This is a genomic window from Halorarius halobius (assembly GCF_024298865.1).
Lineage (GTDB): Archaea > Halobacteriota > Halobacteria > Halobacteriales > Haloarculaceae > Halorarius > Halorarius halobius.
In genome coordinates this window covers 1,383,323-1,404,984 of sequence record NZ_CP101161.1, presented here as the reverse complement: position 1 = coordinate 1,404,984, position 21,662 = coordinate 1,383,323, and the positions used below count along the sequence as shown (strand labels likewise).

Here is a 21,662-nt window from a genome sequence, read left to right as displayed (position 1 = left end):
TCAACGTGTATGCTGGTGTATCTCCACGAGTACCGGACGGACGACGCTGGCAACAAGCGGACGGGCACGGGCGATTCGGTCGACCACGACACGGAGACGTACTTCGAGGTGGACGAACTCGAACTCGACGAGTGGGAGGTCGTCGAACGTGACGGCACGCGCCTCCAGCGCCGGCCCCGCGAGTTCGAGGACGTGACGGCCGTCTCGCTCCCCCACGAGTCGAGCGACGACGACCTCCCGGGACAGACCATCCAAATTCGGACCGGCGGCGACACCGAGTACGTCGAGCACGCCGAACTCGTCGAGGTGCAGGACCCCGACCCCTGACGACCTCGGCACGGATTGACACGGCCGTGTGTGTTTTGTACGATGATGACAGATGACGCGGTACATGGACGACATCTTCGCGGCACGCGTCATGACCTCGGACCTGCACACCGTCTCGCCCGACACGCTCGTCGAGACGGCCGCAGGCGAGATGCTCGACCACGACATCGGCTCCGTGGTGGTCGTCGACGACAGCGGTCACTTGGAGGGCATCCTGACCACGACGGACTTCGTCCGCATCGTCGCCGAGCGGAAACCCAAGGACAACACGCCCGTCGCCGAGTACATGAGCACGGACCTCACCACCGCGAACGCGCAGGACTCCATCCGGGAGGTGGCCGACACGATGGTCGAAGCGAGCGTCCACCACATGCCCATCGTCGACGACACCGAGGGCGTCATCGGGATGGTGACGACCGCCGACCTGGCGGCGTATCTCGCTGACGTCGAAACGCCCGCCCCGCTCTGATTTCCCGCCTCGTTCCGGGCCGCGGAGTGTCTAAAAGAGGGGAGTATAGACGGCAGAAGCGTCTTGCTGTGGTACATGATATCAACCTTACATGGGGACCGCTCTGGCCCGGCCGCGACGGCTTCGTGTCACGGTTACACCCACGCGGGGGTGGCTCCACCCGCTCGACCGGGCGTTGCGCGACGAGCCCGGCGTCCGCCAAGAGGCGTTCCACGGCGTCCGCGAACTCGGTGACGGGACGGTCATCACGCTGGCCGAGTTGACCGGACCGGGCGACCGCATCGAGCGGGTCGCGGCCGACGCCGACGGCGTGGTGTCGTACACCCTGTCGCCGCTCGCGGACGGCTGGCTCCTGTTTGCGTGGATAGAGCCGACGCCGGTCGTCGAGCGGATGCTCCGGCTCCGCCGAGAGACGGACGTGGTGGTCGAGCCGCCGCTCGAGCCGGCCGAAGGGGGGAGTCTGGAACTCGACGTCGTCGGCGCCGAACCCCGGGTCCGCGGCGCCGCCGACCGCCTCCAGGACGGCCTCCGTGTCTCCGTCGACCCGGTCGACGAGTCGGGCCTGACGCCGGCCCACTACGCGGCCGTCGAGGCGGCGCTCCGGACCGGCTACTACGATAGCCCGCGGACCGCGAGCGTCGAGGAGGTAGCCGCGAGCGTCGACGCGCAACCGGAGGCGACGGAGCGACGCCTGCGCGAGGCCGAGGCCAGCCTGTTCGCCCACGCCGTCGGGGAGTGACTACCGGCGGCGCTCGCCGAGGCTCCGCTGGGCCATCCGCGCCGACTGCCGGACGCCCCGGTTCGAGCGCGACCGGAACGAGTACGCGAGCGCGAGCACGACGACGGCCGACCCTCCAGCGGTCCCCAGCGCCGCGGTCGGGAGCCCGAGCACGTACAGCGCCGTCGTCGCCGTGATGCCGAGCCCCGCGAACAGCGCCAGCAGCATGCGCCACGCGAACGTCGTGAGCACGGCCGGGTTCGCCCGGAACGCCGCGACGAGCACGCCGTCGCCGCGCTGGGTAGCGTCGAGTATCCGCTCGAGTGCCGGCGGCACCTCGAACAGTCCCTCGGCGGCGGCCGTCGCTTGCGCCTCTATCTCGGCGGAGACGGCGCCGCCTGCTTCCCGGTACCCCTCGCGTTCGACGTACTCGGTGACGGCCTCGATGAAGTCGTAGTCGGGGTCGAGCGTCCGGGTCACCCCCTCCAGCACCGTCGAGACGCGGACGATGAGCGCGAGGTCCTGGGGCAGGCGGAACGGCACTTCCTGCATCGCGCCCTGGAACTCCCGGACGTACGCCTGTATCTCCGCGCGCTCGAACTGGCGGCCGCGCAACTGCTCGAACACCAAATCGAACACCTCGCGGATGAGGTCGCGGTCGGCCGCGGGGTCGAGCGCGCCCATCCGGACGAACGCGTCGATGACGCGGTCGGTGTCGTCGGCCGCGAGCCCCAGATACATCTCGACTATCTGTTCGCGGCGGTCGGGGCCGAGCGTGCCGACGACGCCGAAGTCGTAGAACACGACCGTTCCGTCGGGCTGGACGGCGAGATTGCCGGGGTGAGGGTCGGCGTGGAAGGTGCCGTCCTCGACTATCATCTGGAAGTACGTCTCCGTCAGCGTCTCGACCAGTTCGGTGCGGTCGAGCCCCATCGCCTCCAGGTCGTCGACGTCGGTTATCTTCGTCCCCTCGACGTACTCCATCGTCAGCACCCGGTCGGTCGAGTACGCCGAGCGGACGGCGGGCATCCGCACGGCCGGGTCGTCCCGGAAGTTCGCGCGGACCGCTTCGAGCAGGCGCGCCTCGTGGTCGTAGTCCATCTCGCCACGGAGGGTCGCGGTGAACTCCTCGGCGAGGTTGCGGAGCGTGAACGCCTGCCCACGGGGGGCGAACCGAACCAGCACCGGCAACAGCGTGCGGACGACCACGAGGTCGGTCTCCACCCGCTCCCGGATGTTCGGCCGCAACACCTTCACCGCGACCCGCTCGCCGTCCGCGACAGCAGTATAGACCTGCCCGAGCGACGCGCCGCTTATCGGCTCGGTGTCGAACTCGTCGTACACCTCGTCGACGGGCCCGAGTTCGGCCTCGACGACGGGGCGTATCTCCTCCCAGTCGGCCGGCGGCACCCGGTCCTGTAGCTGGGACAACTCCTCGATGTAGGCGGGGCCGACTACGTCGGGCCGCGTCGAGAGTATCTGGCCCACCTTGATGAACGTCGGCCCCAGACGGACGAGCGTCTCGCGGAGATAGCGGGCTCGCTCGCGGGTCGTCTCCTCGTCGACCTGCCGGGACCGGCCAACGAGGAGAAAGCGGTTGCGGTCCCTGGCGTACGCGACGACCAGCGGGAGGAACGCCCGCACGACGGCGACGAACCGGACGACGGTCCGCCACCTGTTCGGCTCGACCGTCTCCACCTCGCTACCGGTGCGTGCCACGCCTCTCGGTACGCGGCCGCAACCCAAGGGCGTTGCCCTCGCGGACATAAACGGCCGGCAGAGTTCGGCTACAGAGCCTTCCGCCGGAAGCGACAGCCACCTGCATGGACGAGCCGACGCGACGCCGACTCCTGCGGGCCGCCGGCGCGAGCGCGGCGGGACTGGGGCTGGTCGCCCCCGCAAGCGGCGACGAGGCGGGCGACGACGCGAACGACGACCCCGCCTACCCGTCGCCCGCGTGGTTCGAACGCGAGACGCGCAACTACGCGAGGGTGCGACAGGCGCCACGGGAGCAGGCGAGCGACCCCGCGTTCCAGCGCCGCTGGCAGACACAGAGCGCCGCCAACCTGGAGGCGTACCTCGGCCGGACGCGGACGGAACCGGGCTGGCACAGCGAGGGGAACCTCTGTGCGCAGTACGCCGAGCAGTGTACCGGCGACCCGTATCTGTATCCGGCGGGCGACGACTACGACGGCCACCCGGTCTACGAGCGGGCGGTCCGCGAGCGGGTCGTCTTCCACGACCGGGAGGGGGCACGGCTCGCGGGCTACGTCTGGGCGCCGGACGACGCCGACGCCCGGCATCCGCGCCCGGCCGTCGTCGTCACGAACGGGTCGGTGCAGGCGCCACAGACCGCCTACTGGTGGTTCGCGGCGACGCTCGTCGAGGCGGGCTACGTCGTCCTCACCTACGACCCTCGGGGGCAGGGTCGCTCCGACACGCTCGCGGGGAACGGCGACCCCGGCACGAACGTCGACGCCTCGGTGTTCGTGGCGAACCAGGTCGACGCCGTCGACTTCCTGCTGTCGACGCCCGACGAGCCGTATCCGCACACGGCAGGCCGGACGGACGTGCCCGCACCCGTGAGACGCTACAACCCCCTGTACGAACTCGTCGACCCCGACCGCGTCGGCATCGTCGGCCACTCGGCGGGCGCTATCGGCGCCAGCGTCGTGCAGGGACTGGACCCCTGGCCGGGCGCGCTCGACGCGAACCCCGTGGGTGCGGCCGTCGCGTGGGACAACCTCGGGAGCGTCGAGGACACCAACCCCTACCGCTACGGCGGCCTCGTCGACGAACTCGGTCAGGAGATAGCCCCCACCCGCGAGGTGGAGCCGCGGGTGCCGACGATGGGCCAGTCGGCCGACTACTTCCTGTCGCCGAAGCCGAAGGAGCGGCCGCCCGACCCCGACGAGAAGCGGCAGGGCTACCTCCGGTGGGTCGAAGCCGAGGTGCCGACCTACCAGCTCGTCGTCCGGGGCGGTACCCACTACGAGTGGAGCCGGATACCGACGTTCCCCGCCACCTCGTGGGACGCGGGCAACGCCCTCGCGGACCACTACTCGCTGGCGTGGCTCGACCGCTGGCTGAAAGCACCCGACGAGCCGGGCTACCACGACGCCGACGAGCGCCTGCTGGCCGACGAGCGGTTCCGCAACCGCCTTTCCTTCTACTACAAGTCGTCGCGGGCGTTTCCCGACCGGCAGGGGACGGAACATCGCGTCGCGGACGTCCGGGGCGACGTGGCCTGACCCCGGCGTCCCGGGTCAGAACCCGATGTGCGACGTCGAGTCGGGCATCCCGTCGTCGTCATCGATGCCGCCGTCGTGGGCGAACTCGACGGCGTCGTCGGTGAGGAACACGTCGCCGTGCCGGACCGTCACGTCCACCTCGACGAGCGTCTGCCCCTTCGCGTCGCCGTTGTCACAGTAGCCCGTCTCGGCGTCGAACATCGAGCCGTGGCGGGGGCAGATTATCTCGCCGCTTCGCATCGCCGCGCCCCCCTCCAGCCCGGTGTCGAGTCGCTGGTCGGGTTCGTGCATGCAGAAGTTCTTCCAGGCGGCGATGCCGTCGGCGGCGTGGACGAGGATGACCTCCTCCTTCCGGCCGCTGGGCTCCGTGACGGTGAACAGGTACGAGCCGTGGTCGGGCACGTCCTCGACCGTCGCTATCCGTTCCATACCGGCGCGAGAACCCGAACCCCCGTGGCGTTTTCGACGTAGCTACCGCTCGGGGGCGTGGGACCGGCCCGCGGTTCCCGACTTCGTCGGGCTACGATGGCACTCCCGACTTCGTCGGGTGTGCCCTCGCTCCACGGGCCGAAGGGGCGGAGCCCCGACGGAGTAGATGACAACTCCGGAAATAAACGTACCGCATCGACCCGTGGCCTGTAACCCGAGGCGAAACCTATACCTGCCGCGCCGGTGCCTCTCGGTCCATGTCGACAGTGTTCTTCACCGGGTTCCCGGGGTTCCTCGGGTCGGCGCTCGTCGGGCGCGTCCTCGACCGCTCCGACGAGGAGACGACGGTGACGTGTCTCGTCCAGTCGAAGTTCCGCGACGAGGCCGAGCGGCGGGCCGAAGAGGTCGCGGCCGACCACGACGCCGAGGGGCGCATCGACCTCGTCGAGGGCGACATCACCGACCCGGAGCTGGGGCTCGGCGACGCCTACGACGACCTGCAGGCCGACACCGTCGAGGTGTTCCACCTCGCGGCCATCTACGAGTTGACGATGGACCGCGAGCCCGGCAAGCAGGTGAACATCGAGGGCACCCGCCACATGCTCGATTTCGCCGAGGGGGCCGACGTCGACCGGTTCCAGTACGTCTCGTCGGTCGTGGTCGCCGGCACCTACGAGGGGGAGTTCACGGAGGCGATGCTCCAGGAGGGACAGAAGTTCGCCAACTACTACGAGACGACCAAACACATGGCGGAGGTGCTGGTCCGCCAGCGGATGGACGCGGTGCCGACGACCATCTACCGGCCCGCACCGGTCGTCGGCGACAGCGAGACGGGCGAGACACAGAAGTACGACGGCCCGTACGCGTTCCTCGACGCCCTGACCGACCAGGGGAACAACGCCGTCGTGCCCGCGCCACGCGGCGCGAGCGACGCGGAGTTCCAGCTTGCACCCCGCGACTTCATCGTCGACGCCATCGCGTACCTCTCGGACATCGACGACAGCGAGGGGAAGACGTACCACCTCGTCGACCCGGACCCGCCCTCGACGGTCGACGTCATCAAGCGGTTCGGCGAGGTGCTCGACAAGAATCGCACCGTCGTCGTCCCGTATCCGAAGGGTATCGTCGAGGGGCTGATGGCGTCGCTGACGCCCGACGCCGACCTGCTGAAGTCCGGCGGCCTCCACTACCAGACGTGGCCCGCGACGTTCGACCCCTCGAACACGCGGGCGGACCTCGCGGACTCGCCCGTCGAGTTGCCCCGGTTCGACGACTACGTCGAGAACATGGTCGAGTTCTACCTCGACAACCCCGACATCGACGACGAAGGGATGAACTAGTCGCCCAGCAGCGCCGGCCCGATGTCGTCGTAGGCGACGACGCGGCCACCGTACTCAGCGGCGGCCGACTCGGCGTCGGCCTTCGACGAGAACGGGACGAAGTCCCTCCCCATCGCCCCACGGAGGTCACTCTCGACGACGTACCACAGTTCCCTCGCGTCGGCGAACGACGCCGCGTCGGTGTGTGAACTGATGGTTGGGTCACCCGCATCGCGTATCTCGTAGTCGACGGCGCTGTAGTCAGTGACATAGACGGCCGCCGCTGTCCAGCCCTCGCGCTCTCGGGCCCGGAGATACGGGAACAGACAGCTCTTCAGCGCGTCGAACCGCGCGGGGTTGTCGTGTCCCTCCGGGCTGTTCGACTCGAAGAACACCTCGCCGTTCGGCCCGGGGTGCTGGGAGATGACCATTCCACACTGGTCACAGCCCCAGTCGCTCCCGACGGCGACGGCGGCGGGGGTCCCGCCGTCGTCAGTCAGCCCGGAACAGCCGGCGGTGGCACCGACCGCGAGCGTCGCGCCGGCGGCGAGCACCCGCCGCCGCGAGAGCGGGAGGTCGTGGGTGTGGTCGCACATGGGTCCGCGTTCGAGTAGGCTCCTGACCGTCTTGTGCCCGTCGCACAATCCCATCGACTGAGAACCGACGGGAACGGCTTACGTCGACGGGGCGCCTTCTCACGTATCGGGTGCTACTGATGTCGACAGCCAGTTCCACAGTTCGGACCGATGCGCGCTAGCTACGCGCTCGGGACGGCGGCGCTGTTGCTCGCGCTCACCGGGAGCGCGATGCTCGTCGGTGCGGGCACCGGCGGCTACGAGCCGGTGCCGTTCCGGGACACCATCACGACCGGGCTGACCGACACCGCCGTCCAGCAGGTCCGGGACACGAACGCCTCCATCCCGCGAGCGGAGGTGTTCTACGCGCAGTACCGCTACGTCGTCGGCTACCACGGCGTGACCGAACTGACCGCCAGCCTCGCCGACCCGGCGACCGAACGCCAGCTCGGCCGGCCGCTCGCCGTCTACGTCAGCGACTACACCGGGACAGGCGTCCACCTGCAGGCCGACGGGACGCTCGCCGTCGCTTCCGCCCCGGGGTCGGACCCCGGCTGGGTGCGCGCACCCGACGCCGTCTACGTCGTCGACAGCCGCGCCCGGACGCCCGCCGGCGCCGCCGTCGTTCCCTTCGCCGACCCCGGGACCGCCCGCGCGTTCGCCGACGAGTACGGCGGCGAGGTGGTCGACTGGGCGACCGTCAGGGACCGCACCCGGTCGGCCGAGCGGCTGACCGAGGCGTCGTTCCGGGCCGACGTCCGCACCCGGACGGCCTGGGCCGACGAGCGCGTGGCCGCCGCGCGGCCGCTGCTCGACCGCCCGGTGTCCGTCACCGTCGGCGAGGACGCGCCGACGCTGGCGGCGGCTATCGCGGCGGCCCCGCCCAACACCACCGTCCGACTCCCGCCGGGCACCTACGCCGGCCCCGTCACCGTCGACAAGCCGCTGACGCTGCGGGGCGCTGGCAACGACACCCACGTCGTCGGCCCCGGCAACGGGACGGTCGTCCGGGCGACGACCGGACGGGTGGCCGTCGCCGACCTCGCCGTCTCGGGCGTCGGCCCCGTCGGCTCGCCCGACCCCGCGAACGTCTCCGCGAACGCCTCCGACTGGGACTACCGGGTCCAGATCGGCTACGGCTACGGCGACGCCGGCGTCGCGCTCGTGGACGCGCCCGACTCGTACGTCCGGGACGTATACGTGCGGACGCCCGCCGACGGCGTGCTCGCGCGGGACGCCGACGGCTCGGTCGTCGAGAACCTCACCGTCCGCGGGAGCGACGAGTGGACCGACGGGTTCATGGGCGTGATGGCGATGCGCTCGCGGCTCGTCGTCCAGGACTCGACGTTCGTCGGCGGCCGCGACGGCGTCTACACCCACCTCGCGGACGGCATCGTCGTCCGCGACAGCCACATGTCGTCCCAGCGGTTCGGCGTCCACCTCATGTACACCAACGACGCGCTCTTGGCGAACAACACGGCCCGCGACGACAGCATCGGCCTCGTCGTGATGACCCGCGTCGAGGGGAACGCGCTCGTCGGCAACGACGTGCGCGAGAGCGGCTACGGCATCTCCGTCGACGGCGCCGAGAGCTTCGTCGCCGACAACGTCGTCGTGAACAACCGCGAGGGCATCGGTTCCGCCTCCGTCAGGAGCCGCTACACCGGCAACCTCGTCGCCGACAACGAGGTGGGGATGGGCGCGGGGTCGCTGCTCCCGACCAACTACGTCGTCGGAAACGACTTCGTCGACAACGACCGCCACGCAGCCGCGCGGCTCGGCCCCCTGCGCGTGTGGACCCACGAGGGGCGGGGCAACTACTGGGCGAACGCGCCGGGACTCGACCGGAACGGCGACGGCGTCCTCGACCGGAGCTTCCGGGCCACCGGCGCCGTCGACGGCCGCGTCGACCGGGCGGCCGGCGCCCGCACGCTGGCGCACTCGCCGGCGCTGGCCGGCGTCCGTGTCGTCCGGGCGGTCGTCCCCGGCCTCGGCGAGACGGGCGTCGTCGACACCGCGCCGCTCGCCCGCCCCGTCGACCCGGAGCGGGTGGCGAGCTACCGCAACGCGACCGGGGGTGTCCCGGCGTGAGCGACGCCCTCAGCGTCGCGGACCTGCGGGTCGCGTTCGGCGAGTTCGAGGTGTTCGCCGACGTGTCGTTCAGCGTCGAGGCGGGGTCGGCCGTCGCGCTCGTCGGCCCGAACGGCTCCGGCAAGTCGACGCTGCTGCGTGCCGTCGCCGGCATCCAGCGGTCGACCGGCACCGTCTCGGTCGCCGGCGACGCACCCCGCACGGTCGGCTACCTGCCGCAGAACCCGCGGTTCCGGGCCGGCTTCACCGCCCGCGAGACCGTCGAGACGTACGCGGACCTGCTGCCCGACCCGCCCGACCCCGACGCCGCGCTCGCGCGGGTCGGCCTCGGCAGCGAGGACGGGGGCCTCGGCGCTGCCGACCGGCGCGTCGAGGCGCTGTCGGGAGGGATGCGCCGCCTTCTCGGCATCGCCGTCGCCCTGCTGGGCGACCCGCCGCTGGTCGTGCTCGACGAACCGACGAGCGACCTCGACCCGGTGATGTCCGCCCACGTGTTCGACGTGGTCGACGACCTGACGGCCGACGGCACGGCGGTCCTGCTCGCGACCCACGACGACCGCAGCGTCACGCGGACCGACCGCGTGCTCGCCGTCCAGGACGGGGCCGTCACCGAACCGGAACTCGACCGGACCGCCGACGACCCGCTGGCGGCGCTGTTCGAGGTACCCGAGCCGACGGCCGCCGTCGACGGGGGTGAGGAGGCGTGACCGCCGCCGCCGTCGCCGCGCTCGTCCGCCGCGAGGTGGCGACCGTCCTCCACACCCGGACGTATCTCGTGCTCGCGGCGGCGGTCACGCTCGGCCTGCTCGGACTGACCTGGGTCGCCGGCGCGGCCGGCTACGTCCCGACGGCGCTGGCGCTCGTCACGCCCGTCGAACTGCTGGTGCCGGCGCTCGCCTTCGCCGTCGGCTACCGCGCGGTCCGGGGCGACGAGGACCGGGGCGAACTCGACATGCTCCGGACGTTTCCCATCTCCCGGGGGACCTACCTCGCGGGCGTCTATCTCGGACGGGCGGCGGCGCTCGTCGTCGCCGTCGTCGGGTCGCTCGTCGCCGTGCTGCTGCTCGTGACGGTCGTGGGCGGCACGAAGACGGACGTCATCGCGGCCCACGGCGGCGCCGACTCCGTCGTGCTGTTCGTCCGGTTCACGTTCCTGACGGCGGTTCTGGCGCTGGTCGCGCTGGGGATGGCGCTGCTCGTCTCGGTCGTCGCCCGCTCCTCGCGGAGCGCGCTGGCGCTGGCGCTGGTCGCCGGCGGCCTGCTCGTCGTCGGCCTCGACCTCGCGCTCGTCGCAGGGGTCGGCAGCGGCACCATCTCCGGGGGCGCACTCGGTCCGCTGGTCGCGTTCAGCCCCGCCAGCGCCTACCGAGGGCTGGTGCTCGAATCGGTCGTCGGCGCAGTCCAGGGCGGCGCCGTCACCGGCGTCCCGGCGTGGCTGTACGGGGTCGGTCTCCTCGCGTGGCTGGTCGCCCCACCGGCGCTCGCGGCACTACTGCTCCGGTGGAGCGACCCCCGCTGAACCCGACAGAGTGCCGACCAGCCTGCTGTCGGCGCTCCAGCACAAACGCTAACCGCACGGCCGTCGTACGTCCGTGATGGGTGTGAGAATATGACTGGCAAGAAAATCCTGGAGATAGTCGGCGACTTCGTCGAGGACTACGAGGTCATGGTCCCGTATCAGGCGCTGGAGATGGTGGGCCACGAGGTGACCGCCGCCGCCCCCGAGAAAGGCGAGGGCGAGACGGTGAAGACGGCCATCCACGACTTCCGTGGCGACCAGACGTACCTCGAGGAGCGCGGCCACGACTTCACCGTCGACGCGGCCATCGAGGACGTCGACCCGGCGGAGTACGACGCCCTCGTCGTTCCCGGTGGGCGCGCCCCCGAGTACCTGCGGACGTACGACTCGGTGATCGACGCCGTTCGGCACTTCTTCGAGGCGGACAAGCCGGTAGCGGCGCTGTGTCACGGCCCGCAGATACTCGCGGCGGCGGGCGTGCTCGACGGCTACGAGATGACCGCGTATCCGGCGGTGCGCGCCGAGGTCGAGGCCGCGGGCTGTTCGTGGGCCGACGAGGTGACGACCGACCGCAACCTCGTCACCGGGCCGGCGTGGCCAGACCACGCCGAGTGGCTGGCGGCGTTCCTCGACGTGCTCGGCACCGACATCGAACACGGCCCGGCGGCGGCCGCGGCCGACGACTGAGCCCCCGCGCTCGGTCCGCTTTCTTCGCGTGACGGACGCGTCCCGCGAGCCGACCGCTCAGTCCTCTTCGTCGTCCCCTCGACCCGGCAGGCGACGGACGGCCTTCTCCCAACTATGTTTGGCCGCCTGCCCGGGGTCGGCGATAGGGTCGTACGCGACGTCTCCGGCCGTGCCGAGATGCTCCGGCTCCCTGTCGGTCCGGGTCCGCCACGCGCGGACGACCCCGGCACCGAGTAGAACCGCGAACAGCGCCGCCAGCGCGGCGTCGCCGAGCCCCTCAATCGGGAACACCACCATCGACAGGAGCGGCACGAGCACGGCCAGCGAGACGGCGTAGAAGACGTAGAGGAGCGACCGGCCCGATATCTCGAAACTGCGGTCCATCCCGTGTCGGCCGAACGGTCGACGGCCGGATAACAGTTTTCGACCGGGGCGGATACCGGGCTCGGCCGGCGCCGTCCGGGCGACTCAGCTACTGTGCGTCCCGCTCGGCTTCCAGCGCCCGGAACGTCTCGTAGGCGTCGACGGCGTACGTCATCGCGGGGCCGCCGCCCATCACGACGGCCACCGTGAGCGCGTCGACCACCTCCTCGTGGCTCGCGCCCGCTTCGAGGGCGGCGTCGGTGTGCCAGAGGATGCAGTGGTCGCACCGAACGACGACGGAGATGGCCAGCGCCATCAGTTCCTTCGTCCGGTGGTCGATGCTGTCGGTCGCCTCCGCGGACTCGATGAAGCCGGCGAATTCGCGGAGTTCGGGCGCCTCCTCGAGCAGGTCGGACATCGACTGTCTGAACGTCGATAGCTGTCGTGTCTTCGACATGGCCGGAGCTACGACGGGCGAGCAGATCAACGCGCCCGGCGAGTCCCACGGGCCGGGACTCGGCGCTCAGTCGCCCGCGGCGGCGAACTCGTAGGGGAGGCGTGCGTACACCTGAGCGTTGCCCGCCAGCGCGTCGAGGGTGGTGTACTCGTCGACGGCGTGGGCGGTGTCGGTGCCGAGGCCGAACTCGACGGTCGGGATGCCGGCGTGCCGGAGCGTCTTCGCGTCGCCGCCGCCGGTCGCGCTCCGCCGGTAGATGCGGTCGCCGGTGACCGCCTCCGCGGCCGCCGTCGCGGCGGTCACGAGCGGGCCGTCGACCGGTTCGTACGACCCGCGACTCCACGAGACGTCGGTCACCTCGATGCCCTCACAGGAGCGGGCACAGTCGTGGAGGTCAGCGAGCACCACCCGGGTGTCGACGCCCGCGGTCAGGCGGACGTCGAGGCGGGCACGTGCCGACGCCGGCACCGTGTTCACCCCCTCGCCGCCCTCGACGGTGCCGAGGTTGATGGTCGGGTACGCGAACAGTTCGCGCGTGGCGTCGGCCCCGAGCGTCGGCGCGTAGTAGGCGACCGACTCCTCGATGATTGGCTCCAGGGCGGGGTCGACGTCGAGCGGGCGGCGACCGAACTCCTCGCGGACCCGCTCGATGCCCGCGTACAGGCGGTCGATGGCGTTGGTGCCGAGCATCGGCCGCGAGCCGTGGGCCGCCTCGCCGGTCGCCGCCAGCGTGAGCCAGATGCTCCCGCGGTCGGCGACGGTGACCGAGTGGCGCCCCTGCGAGCAGGTCGTCTCGCCGATGACACAGCCGTCCGCGTCGATGCGGCCAGCGTCCACGAGCGCCGTCACCCCGGCGGCACCGCCCGTCTCCTCGTCGCTGACGAACGCGAGCCGGAGCGTCACCGGCGGCGTCGTGTCCGACTCGACGAACGCCCGGGCCGCCGCCAGCATCGCCGCCAGCGGCCCCTTCATGTCGGTCGCGCCCCGGCCGTACAGCCGGTCGCCGTCCCGTTCGCCGAGCGGGTCGTGTGCCCAGTCGGCGGCGTCGTAGGTGACGGTGTCGAGGTGACCGTTGTAGCAGAGGGTGCGGTCCGTCTCGCCGGGGAGCGTCGCCAGCAGGTTCGGCTTCGCCGGGTCGACGGCGTACCGCTCGACGTCGAGTCCGAGCGCGTCGAGTTCGGCCGCGACGCGGTCGGCCGCCGCGCGGGTGTCGCCCGGCGGGTTCTGCGAGTCGGCCGCGAGCAACTCGACAGCGAGGCCGGCGACGGCCTCGGCGTCGGGCACCGCCTCGCGCACCGACTCGGGGACGGGGGGCATGGTCGACGGTACGCCAGCGCCGGGCGTAAGCGTTCGGCGCGTGGGCACCTGACGGACATCGGCGACCCGCGAGCGCCCGACCCCGGAAGGGTTACGGCCCCGGCCGAGCAAGAGCCGACCACATGAACACGGCGGACGAGGGACCCGGCGACCTCGACGGGATGGCGCTCGACGCGGCCGTCGAGCAGGTGGTCGCAGCCGACCCGTCTCGCGACCGGGAGGCGGTCCGTTCGGCGCTGGAGTACGTCGCCGAGGAGGGCGTCGTCACCGACGCGGCCGTCGAGGACGCATTCGCCCACCTCTCGAAGGTGGTCGCCACGCCGGAGACGCGGGTGGAACTCGCGGGCGACGCGCTCGCTGACGCCCACGAGACGGCCGCCCCGGTCGCTGACGTCGACACCGTGGCCGCGCGCCTCGACGCCTTCGGGACGCGGGTCGACAATCTGGAGGCGCGCGTCGACGACCTCGGCGCGGACCTCCAGTCGGCACTGGACGCCCGCGAGGGGTCGCTGTACGAGACGGCCGAGCGCGTCCGCGAGCTGACCGAGCGGGCGAACGGCCTCCAGCGCGCCGCCGACGACCTCCAACTCGAGATAGAGGAGTTCGAGACGTGGCTGACCGACGAGGAGAGCCGGCTCGACGCCGTCGCGGCCGACCTCGAGTCGGTCACGGAGTCGGTCGACGACCTCGAGGCGCGCGCCGCCGACCTCGAGGCCGGCAACGTGGCCAGCGACGCCGCCGTCGAGTGGGCCGACGCGACTGTCGCCCGCGGCGTGACCGCTCTGCTGGTGGCCGACATCCGGGCGGAACTCGACGACCTTCGGACGTGGCCCGGCGGCGTCGACGCCGAGCGCCGCCTGTCGGAGCTCGACCGCGACGCCGAGCGGATGGCCGACCGGCTCGACGCTCTCGACGGCCGGCTCGAGTCGGTCGACGACGACGGCTGGCACGACCGGTTCGAGCACCATCTCGACCCCGTCGACGCGGTGCTGTCGGGCGCGGAGCCGCCGGTCGACTGGGGCGCGGTCCACACCGAGGTTCGACCCCACCGGGCGGCGATACGCGACGCCGGGTAGTCAGAGCCGGTCGTCGCGGAGCGAGGCACCGACGGCCGCCTCCGCGACGCCGCCGCCCGCTCGCGCGGTCGCACGGAGCGCGTCGACGACGCCCGCGGCCGCGACCGATCGCGTCTCGAACAGCGTCGCCTCCACGGCGTCGAGCCGGTCGACCGTCGCGTCGCGGCGGTCCAGCGCCGCGTGGGCCGCCGCCGCGTCGGCGTCGTGCAACAGGGCGGCGACGGCGTCGTCGACGACGCCCAGCGCCGCCTCCCCCGCGTCGCCGAGGGCCGTCGCCGTGTCGTCGTCGGGCGGGTCGCCCACGCGGGCCGCGAGCGTGGCGACCCGGCGACCCTGCCGTGCGACCCGTTCCAGTTGTCGGGCGGCGACGCGGGCGTCGAACAGTTCCGGGCGGGAGGTACCCAACCGGTCGACCTCCTCGAATGAGACGAGCGCGCGGTTGCAGTGGCGGGTCACCATCCCGGAGAGCCGCCGCGCCTCCGCGGCGCGGTCCGCCAGCCGGTCACCGGCGCCGCCGTCGGCCTCGAGGAACGCGGCCAGCGCGTCCCGGTGGAGCGAGCAAGCGAGGAACCGCAACTGGTCGACCGACTGCCGGACGGAGACATCGCTGGCGTCGAGCATCGTCCGGACGACGAGTTCGGCGGCGGCGACGCTGGCGTCGGCACCCACGAGTCCCCGCGCGGCCTCGCGGGCGGCGCGTCGCTGGGCGTCGGTGAACCCCGACTCCCGGACCAGCCGTATCGTCTCGAAGCCGGCGGCGTGGGCCGCCCGTATCGTCCGCCCGACGACGGCCGGCGAGTCGGTGTCGACGGCGACGCGAGCGGCGTCGAGCCGTTCGCCCTCCTTGCGGGCGCTCCGGACGACGATGGAGCCATCGCGGTGCCGGTAGAGGTGGACGGGCGTGCCCGCCTCCAGCGACTGGTTCGTCGCCCACTCCTTCGGGATGGAGACCGTGTAGGTGCCGCCGCCGACCATCTGGAGCTTCCGGGTCTCCATGTCAGCCGAACTTCCCGGTGATGTAGTCCTCGACGCGCTGGCTCTCCGGGTCCTCGAATATCGTCTCGGTGGCGTCGTACTCGACGAGTTCGCCACCGGTGAGGAACACAGCCGTCTGGTCGGAGATGCGCGCGGCCTGTTGCATGTTGTGCGTGACGACGACCACCGTGTACTCCTCGGCGAGGTCGTCGATGAGGTCCTCGATCTTCGAGGTGGCGATGGGGTCGAGCGCGGAGGCCGGCTCGTCCATCAACAGCACGTCGGGGTCCGTCGCCAGCGCCCGCGCGATACAGAGCCGTTGCTGTTGGCCGCCCGAGAGCCCGAGGGCATTGTCGTCGAGGCGGTCCTTCACCTCGTCGTAGAGCGCGGCGTCGCGGAGACACCGCTCGACGAGCTGTTCCTCGGCGGCCTCGTCGTCGCGGCCGAGCAGTCGCGCCAGCAGGCCCGTCTCGAGGTCGCCGTGCTTGCGCGGCCCGTAGGAGACGTTGTCGCGGATGGACTTCGGGAACGGGTTCGGCGACTGGAACACCATCCCGACGCGCTTGCGGAGCTCCACGAGGTTGATACCGTCCTGGTATATTTCCTTGCCGTCGACCCGGACGGAGCCGTCGATGCGGGCGCTCGAAACACGGTCGTTCATCCGGTTGAGACACCGCAGGAACGTCGACTTCCCACAGCCCGAGGGACCGATGAGCGCGGTGACGCTCTTCTCGGGAATCTCCATCGAGACGCCCTTCAGCGCGTGGTCGTCGCCGTAGTGGACGTCGAGGTCCTCGACGGCGACCTTCGTCTCGCCGTCGAACTGGTAGTCGAGCCACGCCTCGCGCACCTGCTCGTCCGTCTCGCCGCTCGTCGTCTCGAGCGGGCGGTCCATGCTCTCGTCGGGTGTCTGGGTTGTCTCACTCATGGTGGAGCTTCCTCCGGAAGTAGTACCGCGTGACGATGCCGACCGCGTAGAAGGAGAGGACGACGACCAGAAGCACGAGCGCCGTCGCCCACTTGAACTCCTCGGGGTGGGCGACGTTGCTCGAGGCCCCTACGCCCGCCTTGATGAGCGCGTACAGCTGATAGGGGAGCGCCGTCGTCGACTCCAGCAGTTCGGGGTTGCTGACGAACGGCGGCGAGCCGGTGAACTGGAAGCCGCCGAAGACGTCGGCCCGCTGGCCGCCGGCGACGAACACGCCGCCGACGGCCGTCAGCAGGATGGGCGCCGTCTCGCCGGCGATGCGACCGACGCCGAGGATGATGCCCGTGACGACGCCGGGCAACGCCGCCGGCAACACGACGCTCCGGACCGTCTGCCACTTCGTCACCCCGAGCGCGGCGCTGGCGTCCCGGTACTCGTCGGGGACCGAGAGCATCGCCTCGCGGCTCGTGATGACGACCAGCGGCAACAGCATGAACCCGAGCGTCAACATCCCCGCCAGCAGTGACTTCTGGTTGCCGAACCGGGGGACGAGGAAGGCGAAGCCGAACAGCCCGAACACGATGCTCGGCGTGCTCCAGAGGCCGTTCGTCGCCACCTCGACGACCTGCGTGAACCGGCCCTGCTCGGCGTACTCGGTCAGGAAGACGGCCGCGCCGATGCCGAGCGGCACCGCGAACAGCACCGCGCCGACGACGAGCCAGACCGTGCCGACGATGGCCGGCAGGACGCCGTTGAACTCGTTCAGAAGCGCGATGCCGTTCATCACGAACGGCCACGAGACGGGCCAGGCAAAGGAGAACGCGAACCCGACCGCGGTGTCCGTGAACGGGATGCCGACGAACAGGTCGATGACCGTCGTCGGGCCGACCCCGAGGCCGACCTCGAACCCACGGAACAGCCCGGGAATGCCCTTCATGACGGTGAAGGCGATGAGGACGAACAGCACGCCGACGATGGCGAGGGCGTTCAGGTAGACGAGCAGGTACGCCCCCATGTGGCGGCCGCGGGCGCCGAACCCGCCGTACGCCTTCGCGGACGACCAGCCCGCGAGCAGCGAACAGAACAGCGTGATGGCGGGGACGGTGAACTCCGCGGTGAACGACGCCTGGTCCGCCCAGCCGAGGTCCCAGACCCACGACGGGCCGATGGTGCCGGTGAGGAACACGAGGCCGGCGAACGCCGTCAGCGCACCGGCGGGGAGTGTCGAGCCGACGTCCTCGCGGGGGAACGCCGTGGCGGCGAACGCGACCGCGCCCGTCAGGAGGGCCGCGGCCAACCAACCGACGGTGCCGAGCCCGAACGTCTGTGAGGCGACCAGCCCCCCGACGACGAACCAGAGACCCCCGAACGCGCCCGACGCGACGACCCCCGCCGTCGGTCGTGGGGTCGTCTGGACGTACCCCAGTCGGGAGCCGACGCCGAACGTGGCGACGGCCCCGCCGAGCAGGACGAGCAACGCGCCGATGACGACGACGAGCGAGACGCCGGCCACCGGGTCCGCGAGGTCCACCTGCTCGAACAGCGCGGCCAGCGCCAGCGCGAACAGGAGGGCCGCGATACCCACGGCCGCGGCGGCGACCGCGCCCGTGCCGGTCGTGTCCTCGGCGACGAGTTCCGTCTCGGTCGCGCCCGCCATCAGCGGTCACCTCCGAGTTTGCGGTTCATCCGCGCCTCGATGTACTGGGTGCCGATGGACAGCGCGAGCACCGTCACGAACAGGATGACGCCCGCCGCGAACAGCGCGTCCATCTGGAGGCCGTCGGCCTCCCCGTAGTTGTGTGCGATGAGCGACGTGAGCGTCTCCTGGCCGTAGAAAGCGTTGTAGATGGGGTCCGTCAACTCGGGGACGCCCCGGAGCATGACGGTGGCGGCCATCGTCTCGCCGATGGCCCGACCCACGCCCAGGAGGACGGCCGCTGAGACGCCCGAGAACGCCGCCGGCAGGGTGATGGACGTCATCGTCTGCCAGTCGGTCGTCCCCATCGCCAGCGACCCGCTCTTCATCGACTCGGGGACGCTGTTCAGGGCGTCCTCCGCGACGGAGACGACGGTGGGTAGCGCCATCAGACCGACGACCACGCCGACGAACAGGTAGGTGCCCTGCCCGACGATGCGGAACTGGTCGGAGGCCCACGGGCTGAGGATGGTGAACCCGATGAAGCCGTAGACGATGGAGGGGATGCCAGCGAGGATTTCGACGCCCGGCTTGACGAACTCGCGGACCGGCGCGGGCGCGATTTCGGAGAGGAACAGGGCGGCGGCGACGCCGAGGGGACCGGCGACGGCGGTGGCGATGAGCGTCACCATCACCGTCCCGTGAATCAGCGGCACCATCGAGTAGCGGATGGGCGGGGAGACGGCGTCCCACGTCGTCTCGGTGAACATCCGGAGCGCCGGCACCTCCACGCCCAGCACCGTCTTCGACTCGTAGAGGAAGACGGGGATGGCCTCGAAGAAGATGAAGACGGTGATGAGCACCAGTATCAGTATCGTCGACGCCGTCATCATCAGCGTGAGCACGCGCGCGGTCACGCCCTGGTGACGGAGCCAGCCGTACCCCGCCGCCACCACGGAGACGAGGAAGGGAACTATCGTCCAAGCCGAAACGAGCAGGAAGCCGACGAAGGCGGCCAGTATCGCCGCCGCCATGACGCCGACCGTGACCAGCGCCTCCGGCTCCGTGTCGTCGACGAAGTCCCGGAACCGCCGCACCAGACGGGCGAGCTTCTCTGCCCCCGTCGGCTCCCGGCTAGAGGTCTGTGTCATTGGGTTGTACGTGTGGAAACTGTGTGTGCGTCCAGCGGTAGTCGAACGACGAAAGCGGAATGACAGACGACGAACCCGTTACGCCTGCGACGGGAGCTTGCTCTTCTCCTTCTCGATGTCCTTCGTCGGAAGCGGGATGTAGTTGTTCTGCTCGACGAACACCACCTGTCCGAACGTGGTGAGGAACATGTTGATGAACGCCGCCTCGCGCTTGTCCGTCCCGTTGGGCGTCTCCTCCGTCTTCTTCGTGTACATGTGGAGGTCGCGGTTCAGCGGGTACGAACTGTCGAAGATGGTGTTCTGGGCGTCCTTGTCGGGCTTGTACACCGTCCCCTCGAAGTTGATGGCGATGGGCTTCACCTGCGGGCCGGTGAACGCCAGCGCCATGTACGCGATGGCGCCCTCGTTCTGCTGGACCGCGGTGGCGACCTGCTGGTTCTGGCCGAACCGCGTGTCGACGCCCGACATCGACGCGTCGGCGCTCCCCAGCATGTTCAGCCGGAACGAGGTGTCCGTCCCGGAGCCCTCGGCGCGGCCGATGGCGTAGATCTCCTGGTCGGGGCCGCCGACCTCGCTCCAGTTGGTGATCTCGTTCTGGTAGATCTTCCGGATCTCCTCACCCGTGAGCTGGGTGACGCCGGCGTCGTAGATGTCCTTGCTGACGACGACCGGCTGACCGTCGCGCCCGACGACGTGGTCGACGACCTCCTCGTTGGCCTTCGACTCGCTCCAGCCGAGCTCCGCCGTGATGGGACCCGAGGAGTTGCCGATGTCGACCAGCCCGTCGCGGACGGCCTTGCAGCCGGTCCCGGAGTGGCTCAGGCCGATGATGGTCGCGTACGGCGGCTTGGACCGCTGGTCGGTCGTCTCGAAGCCGTAGAGGCTGGCGAAGTAGTCGGCGATCTTCTTGTCGGTCTGGATCTCGTCCCAGCCGGGGACCGAGGTCTCGCTGTTCTTCCCCCAGTACTCCCCGTCGCTCGGCGGCGCGTTGGAGTTCCAGTAGGAACTGCCCTTGTTCGAGATGGGGTACACCGTCGAGGACCCCTCGGCGCGCAGCGTCGCCGTCGCGGACCCCGAGGTCTCCCCGTCCGAGTCGTCGCTCTGCCCGGCCGGCGAGTCGGTCGACTGGTCGTCGTCGTTGTTGCTGTCGTCGTTGTTGCTCTGGTCGCTGGTACAGCCCGCGACCCCGGCGGCGCCGACGGCGCCCGTGGTGGCGATGAACTTGCGGCGCGATACCCCGGTGACACCCTCCGTCTTGCGGGTCATCACCTGAGACCACCCGATTACTGATTAAAGCGGTTTATAATACCCCACCCCATTCCTGTATCGAGAAACTGTCCCATACTTGCAGAATGACGGCTCCGGAGAGCGGTTTGTCGACAAGTGAGCTATATAGCGATACGTCGGCGTCCGGAGTCGCCCGAGGGGTCTTTGCCCCGCGGCCGCGACCACCCCGTATGCACGAGCGCGAGTCGGTGACGTTCGAGTCGCGGGGCACCGAGTGTGCGGCGTGGCGCTACCGGCCCGAGGCGGCCGACCCGCCGGTCGTCGTGATGGCCCACGGGTTCGGGGGGACGCGCCGGATGGGCCTGCCCCGGTTCGCGGCGCGACTGGCCGACGCCGGCGTCGGGGTACTGCTGTTCGACTACCGCGGGTTCGGCGACAGCGGGGGGACGCCCCGGAACCTGGTGTCGCCCCGCAAGCATCTCGCCGACTGGGACGCCGCCGTCGACTACGCCCGCTCGCTCGACGGCGTGGGCGACGGCCTGGGGGTCGCCGGCTGGTCGTTCTCGGGCGGCCACGCTCTCGTCACCGCCGCCCGCCGCGACGACGTGGACGCGTACGCCGGCATCGTCCCCTTCTCGGACGGCCCACGGACTCTGCTGTCCGTGGTCCGCCAGCAGGGGCTCGACTTCGGCCTCCGGGCGACGGGCGCGGCCCTGCGTGACCTCGGGCGGGCGGCCACGCTCCGGTCGCCCCATTACGTCCCCCTCGTCGGGCAACCCGGCGAGGTTGCGCCGCTGGCCACCGAGGGCTCCGAGGCGGGGTATCGCGCCATCGTCCCCGACGACCTCGACGAGGCGGAGTGGAACCGCTGTGCGGCCCGGATACTGCTGACCGTCGGCCTGTACCGCCCCGTGAGCTACGCCCGCGAGGTGGACTGCCCCGCGCTCGTGGTCGAAGCCACCGACGACCAGTTGATTCCCGCGGGCACCGTCGCCCGCCTCGTCGACCGGTTGGACGACGTGGAGCGGGTGCGCGTCGAGGGCGACCACTTCGCGCCGTATCTCGACCCCCTGTTCGACACCGTGGCCGACCGGCAGGTCGCGTTCTTCGAGCGGCAGTTACGGTAGGTGATAACCGCCCCCCGATA

General features: G+C 70.9%; 22 protein-coding genes. 11 read left to right on the top strand and 11 right to left on the bottom strand.

Translation table 11 applies throughout. The features are described from left to right. Positions 1 to 9: 9 nt before the first annotated feature. The 3 genes from NL112_RS07475 to NL112_RS07465 all read left to right on the top strand — a co-directional run bounded on the left by NL112_RS07475 (position 10) and on the right by NL112_RS07465 (position 1,535). Positions 10 to 327: a hypothetical protein gene (locus NL112_RS07475; protein WP_255152023.1), complete on the top strand. Its 318-nt coding sequence runs from the start codon at positions 10 to 12 to the stop codon at positions 325 to 327. A 64-nt stretch (positions 328 to 391) separates the two neighbouring features. Then, positions 392 to 796 carry a CBS domain-containing protein gene (locus tag NL112_RS07470; RefSeq protein WP_255152586.1) on the top strand — a complete coding sequence of 135 codons (405 nt, stop codon included), beginning with the start codon at positions 392 to 394 and terminating at the stop codon, positions 794 to 796. A 91-nt stretch (positions 797 to 887) separates the two neighbouring features. Continuing rightward, positions 888 to 1,535, top strand: a complete 648-nt coding sequence (locus NL112_RS07465; protein WP_255152022.1) for a helix-turn-helix domain-containing protein — start codon at positions 888 to 890, stop codon at positions 1,533 to 1,535. On the opposite strand, the gene NL112_RS07460 is transcribed toward NL112_RS07465, so the two are convergent. Beyond that, positions 1,536 to 3,233, bottom strand: coding sequence for an ABC1 kinase family protein (locus tag NL112_RS07460; RefSeq protein ID WP_255152021.1), 1,698 nt, complete (start codon positions 3,231 to 3,233; stop codon positions 1,536 to 1,538). A 104-nt stretch (positions 3,234 to 3,337) separates the two neighbouring features. On the opposite strand from NL112_RS07460, the gene NL112_RS07455 reads away from it, so the two are divergent. Next, positions 3,338 to 4,765, top strand: coding sequence for an alpha/beta hydrolase family protein (locus NL112_RS07455; RefSeq protein ID WP_255152020.1), 1,428 nt, complete (start codon positions 3,338 to 3,340; stop codon positions 4,763 to 4,765). 15 nt (positions 4,766 to 4,780) lie between these two features. Here NL112_RS07455 and NL112_RS07450 read toward each other — a convergent pair whose 3' ends face one another. Then, complete coding sequence (locus NL112_RS07450) at positions 4,781 to 5,194, bottom strand: Rieske (2Fe-2S) protein (RefSeq protein WP_255152019.1); 414 nt, start codon at positions 5,192 to 5,194, stop codon at positions 4,781 to 4,783. Between the two features lie 257 nt (positions 5,195 to 5,451). On the opposite strand from NL112_RS07450, the gene NL112_RS07445 reads away from it, so the two are divergent. Beyond that, positions 5,452 to 6,534, top strand: coding sequence for an SDR family oxidoreductase (locus NL112_RS07445; RefSeq protein ID WP_255152018.1), 1,083 nt, complete (start codon positions 5,452 to 5,454; stop codon positions 6,532 to 6,534). Here NL112_RS07445 and NL112_RS07440 read toward each other — a convergent pair. Continuing rightward, positions 6,531 to 7,109 (bottom strand): nitrous oxide reductase accessory protein NosL, encoded by a 579-nt coding sequence (locus tag NL112_RS07440; protein ID WP_255152017.1) that lies wholly within the window; start codon positions 7,107 to 7,109, stop codon positions 6,531 to 6,533. The two genes, NL112_RS07445 and NL112_RS07440, sit on opposite strands and share 4 nt — an antisense overlap. A gap of 150 nt (positions 7,110 to 7,259) precedes the next feature. On the opposite strand from NL112_RS07440, the gene NL112_RS07435 reads away from it, so the two are divergent. The 4 genes from NL112_RS07435 to NL112_RS07420 all read left to right on the top strand — a co-directional run bounded on the left by NL112_RS07435 (position 7,260) and on the right by NL112_RS07420 (position 11,385). Next, positions 7,260 to 9,179, top strand: coding sequence for a NosD domain-containing protein (locus NL112_RS07435; protein ID WP_255152015.1), 1,920 nt, complete (start codon positions 7,260 to 7,262; stop codon positions 9,177 to 9,179). Then, positions 9,176 to 9,886 (top strand): ATP-binding cassette domain-containing protein, encoded by a 711-nt coding sequence (locus NL112_RS07430; protein WP_255152014.1) that lies wholly within the window; start codon positions 9,176 to 9,178, stop codon positions 9,884 to 9,886. The genes NL112_RS07435 and NL112_RS07430 overlap by 4 nt, the downstream gene beginning before the upstream one ends. Beyond that, positions 9,883 to 10,698: an ABC transporter permease gene (locus NL112_RS07425; protein WP_255152012.1), complete on the top strand. Its 816-nt coding sequence runs from the start codon at positions 9,883 to 9,885 to the stop codon at positions 10,696 to 10,698. The genes NL112_RS07430 and NL112_RS07425 overlap by 4 nt, the downstream gene beginning before the upstream one ends. A gap of 90 nt (positions 10,699 to 10,788) precedes the next feature. Next, positions 10,789 to 11,385, top strand: coding sequence for a DJ-1/PfpI family protein (locus NL112_RS07420; RefSeq protein ID WP_255152011.1), 597 nt, complete (start codon positions 10,789 to 10,791; stop codon positions 11,383 to 11,385). A gap of 57 nt (positions 11,386 to 11,442) precedes the next feature. Here the strand turns inward: NL112_RS07420 and NL112_RS07415 are convergent, their stop codons facing one another. The 3 genes from NL112_RS07415 to NL112_RS07405 form a co-directional block, all read right to left on the bottom strand. Then, complete coding sequence (locus tag NL112_RS07415) at positions 11,443 to 11,769, bottom strand: DUF8000 family membrane protein (RefSeq protein ID WP_255152010.1); 327 nt, start codon at positions 11,767 to 11,769, stop codon at positions 11,443 to 11,445. 88 nt (positions 11,770 to 11,857) lie between these two features. Further along, positions 11,858 to 12,205: a carboxymuconolactone decarboxylase family protein gene (locus NL112_RS07410; protein WP_255152008.1), complete on the bottom strand. Its 348-nt coding sequence runs from the start codon at positions 12,203 to 12,205 to the stop codon at positions 11,858 to 11,860. A gap of 66 nt (positions 12,206 to 12,271) precedes the next feature. Further along, positions 12,272 to 13,522: a M20 family metallopeptidase gene (locus NL112_RS07405; RefSeq protein ID WP_255152007.1), complete on the bottom strand. Its 1,251-nt coding sequence runs from the start codon at positions 13,520 to 13,522 to the stop codon at positions 12,272 to 12,274. Positions 13,523 to 13,644: 122 nt separating this feature from the next. Here NL112_RS07405 and NL112_RS07400 point away from each other — a divergent pair, with 122 nt between their 5' ends. After that, positions 13,645 to 14,598 carry a hypothetical protein gene (locus NL112_RS07400; RefSeq protein WP_255152006.1) on the top strand — a complete coding sequence of 318 codons (954 nt, stop codon included), beginning with the start codon at positions 13,645 to 13,647 and terminating at the stop codon, positions 14,596 to 14,598. Here the strand turns inward: NL112_RS07400 and NL112_RS07395 are convergent, their stop codons facing one another. The 5 genes from NL112_RS07395 to NL112_RS07375 form a co-directional block, all read right to left on the bottom strand. Continuing rightward, positions 14,599 to 15,594 (bottom strand): AbrB/MazE/SpoVT family DNA-binding domain-containing protein, encoded by a 996-nt coding sequence (locus NL112_RS07395; protein ID WP_255152004.1) that lies wholly within the window; start codon positions 15,592 to 15,594, stop codon positions 14,599 to 14,601. A gap of 1 nt (position 15,595) precedes the next feature. Beyond that, the gene (gene pstB, locus NL112_RS07390) at positions 15,596 to 16,501 is read right to left on the bottom strand and encodes a phosphate ABC transporter ATP-binding protein PstB (protein WP_255152003.1); all 906 of its coding nucleotides are present in this window, start codon (positions 16,499 to 16,501) and stop codon (positions 15,596 to 15,598) included. Continuing rightward, entirely contained in the window at positions 16,494 to 18,158 is a 1,665-nt protein-coding gene (gene pstA / locus NL112_RS07385; protein ID WP_255152002.1) for a phosphate ABC transporter permease PstA, read from the bottom strand. Before pstA ends, pstB begins: the two co-directional genes overlap by 8 nt. Then, positions 18,158 to 19,288, bottom strand: a complete 1,131-nt coding sequence (gene pstC / locus NL112_RS07380) for a phosphate ABC transporter permease subunit PstC (RefSeq protein ID WP_255152001.1) — start codon at positions 19,286 to 19,288, stop codon at positions 18,158 to 18,160. The genes pstA and pstC overlap by 1 nt, the downstream gene beginning before the upstream one ends. A gap of 78 nt (positions 19,289 to 19,366) precedes the next feature. Next, positions 19,367 to 20,554, bottom strand: a complete 1,188-nt coding sequence (locus NL112_RS07375; RefSeq protein WP_255152000.1) for a PstS family phosphate ABC transporter substrate-binding protein — start codon at positions 20,552 to 20,554, stop codon at positions 19,367 to 19,369. A 191-nt stretch (positions 20,555 to 20,745) separates the two neighbouring features. Here NL112_RS07375 and NL112_RS07370 point away from each other — a divergent pair, with 191 nt between their 5' ends. Next, a complete protein-coding gene (locus tag NL112_RS07370) occupies positions 20,746 to 21,642 on the top strand; it encodes an alpha/beta hydrolase (RefSeq protein ID WP_255151999.1) in 897 nt (298 codons plus the stop codon). The last annotated feature ends 20 nt before the right edge of the window (positions 21,643 to 21,662 follow it).

Bases quoted from the DNA above. Each gene is read 5' to 3' on its own strand.
- NL112_RS07375 (WP_255152000.1), bottom strand. From the start codon at position 20,554: ATGACCCGCAAGACGGAGGGTGTCACCGGGGTATCGCGCCGCAAGTTC.
- NL112_RS07415 (WP_255152010.1), bottom strand. From the start codon at position 11,769: ATGGACCGCAGTTTCGAGATATCGGGCCGGTCGCTCCTCTACGTCTTC.
- pstC (WP_255152001.1), bottom strand. From the start codon at position 19,288: ATGACACAGACCTCTAGCCGGGAGCCGACGGGGGCAGAGAAGCTCGCC.
- NL112_RS07370 (WP_255151999.1), top strand. From the start codon at position 20,746: ATGCACGAGCGCGAGTCGGTGACGTTCGAGTCGCGGGGCACCGAGTGT.
- NL112_RS07440 (WP_255152017.1), bottom strand. From the start codon at position 7,109: ATGTGCGACCACACCCACGACCTCCCGCTCTCGCGGCGGCGGGTGCTC.
- pstA (WP_255152002.1), bottom strand. From the start codon at position 18,158: ATGGCGGGCGCGACCGAGACGGAACTCGTCGCCGAGGACACGACCGGC.
- NL112_RS07445 (WP_255152018.1), top strand. From the start codon at position 5,452: ATGTCGACAGTGTTCTTCACCGGGTTCCCGGGGTTCCTCGGGTCGGCG.
- NL112_RS07420 (WP_255152011.1), top strand. From the start codon at position 10,789: ATGACTGGCAAGAAAATCCTGGAGATAGTCGGCGACTTCGTCGAGGAC.
- NL112_RS07410 (WP_255152008.1), bottom strand. From the start codon at position 12,205: ATGTCGAAGACACGACAGCTATCGACGTTCAGACAGTCGATGTCCGAC.
- NL112_RS07470 (WP_255152586.1), top strand. From the start codon at position 392: ATGGACGACATCTTCGCGGCACGCGTCATGACCTCGGACCTGCACACC.
- NL112_RS07435 (WP_255152015.1), top strand. From the start codon at position 7,260: ATGCGCGCTAGCTACGCGCTCGGGACGGCGGCGCTGTTGCTCGCGCTC.
- NL112_RS07475 (WP_255152023.1), top strand. From the start codon at position 10: ATGCTGGTGTATCTCCACGAGTACCGGACGGACGACGCTGGCAACAAG.
- NL112_RS07450 (WP_255152019.1), bottom strand. From the start codon at position 5,194: ATGGAACGGATAGCGACGGTCGAGGACGTGCCCGACCACGGCTCGTAC.
- NL112_RS07465 (WP_255152022.1), top strand. From the start codon at position 888: ATGGGGACCGCTCTGGCCCGGCCGCGACGGCTTCGTGTCACGGTTACA.
- NL112_RS07405 (WP_255152007.1), bottom strand. From the start codon at position 13,522: ATGCCCCCCGTCCCCGAGTCGGTGCGCGAGGCGGTGCCCGACGCCGAG.
- NL112_RS07455 (WP_255152020.1), top strand. From the start codon at position 3,338: ATGGACGAGCCGACGCGACGCCGACTCCTGCGGGCCGCCGGCGCGAGC.
- NL112_RS07395 (WP_255152004.1), bottom strand. From the start codon at position 15,594: ATGGAGACCCGGAAGCTCCAGATGGTCGGCGGCGGCACCTACACGGTC.
- NL112_RS07400 (WP_255152006.1), top strand. From the start codon at position 13,645: ATGAACACGGCGGACGAGGGACCCGGCGACCTCGACGGGATGGCGCTC.
- pstB (WP_255152003.1), bottom strand. From the start codon at position 16,501: ATGAGTGAGACAACCCAGACACCCGACGAGAGCATGGACCGCCCGCTC.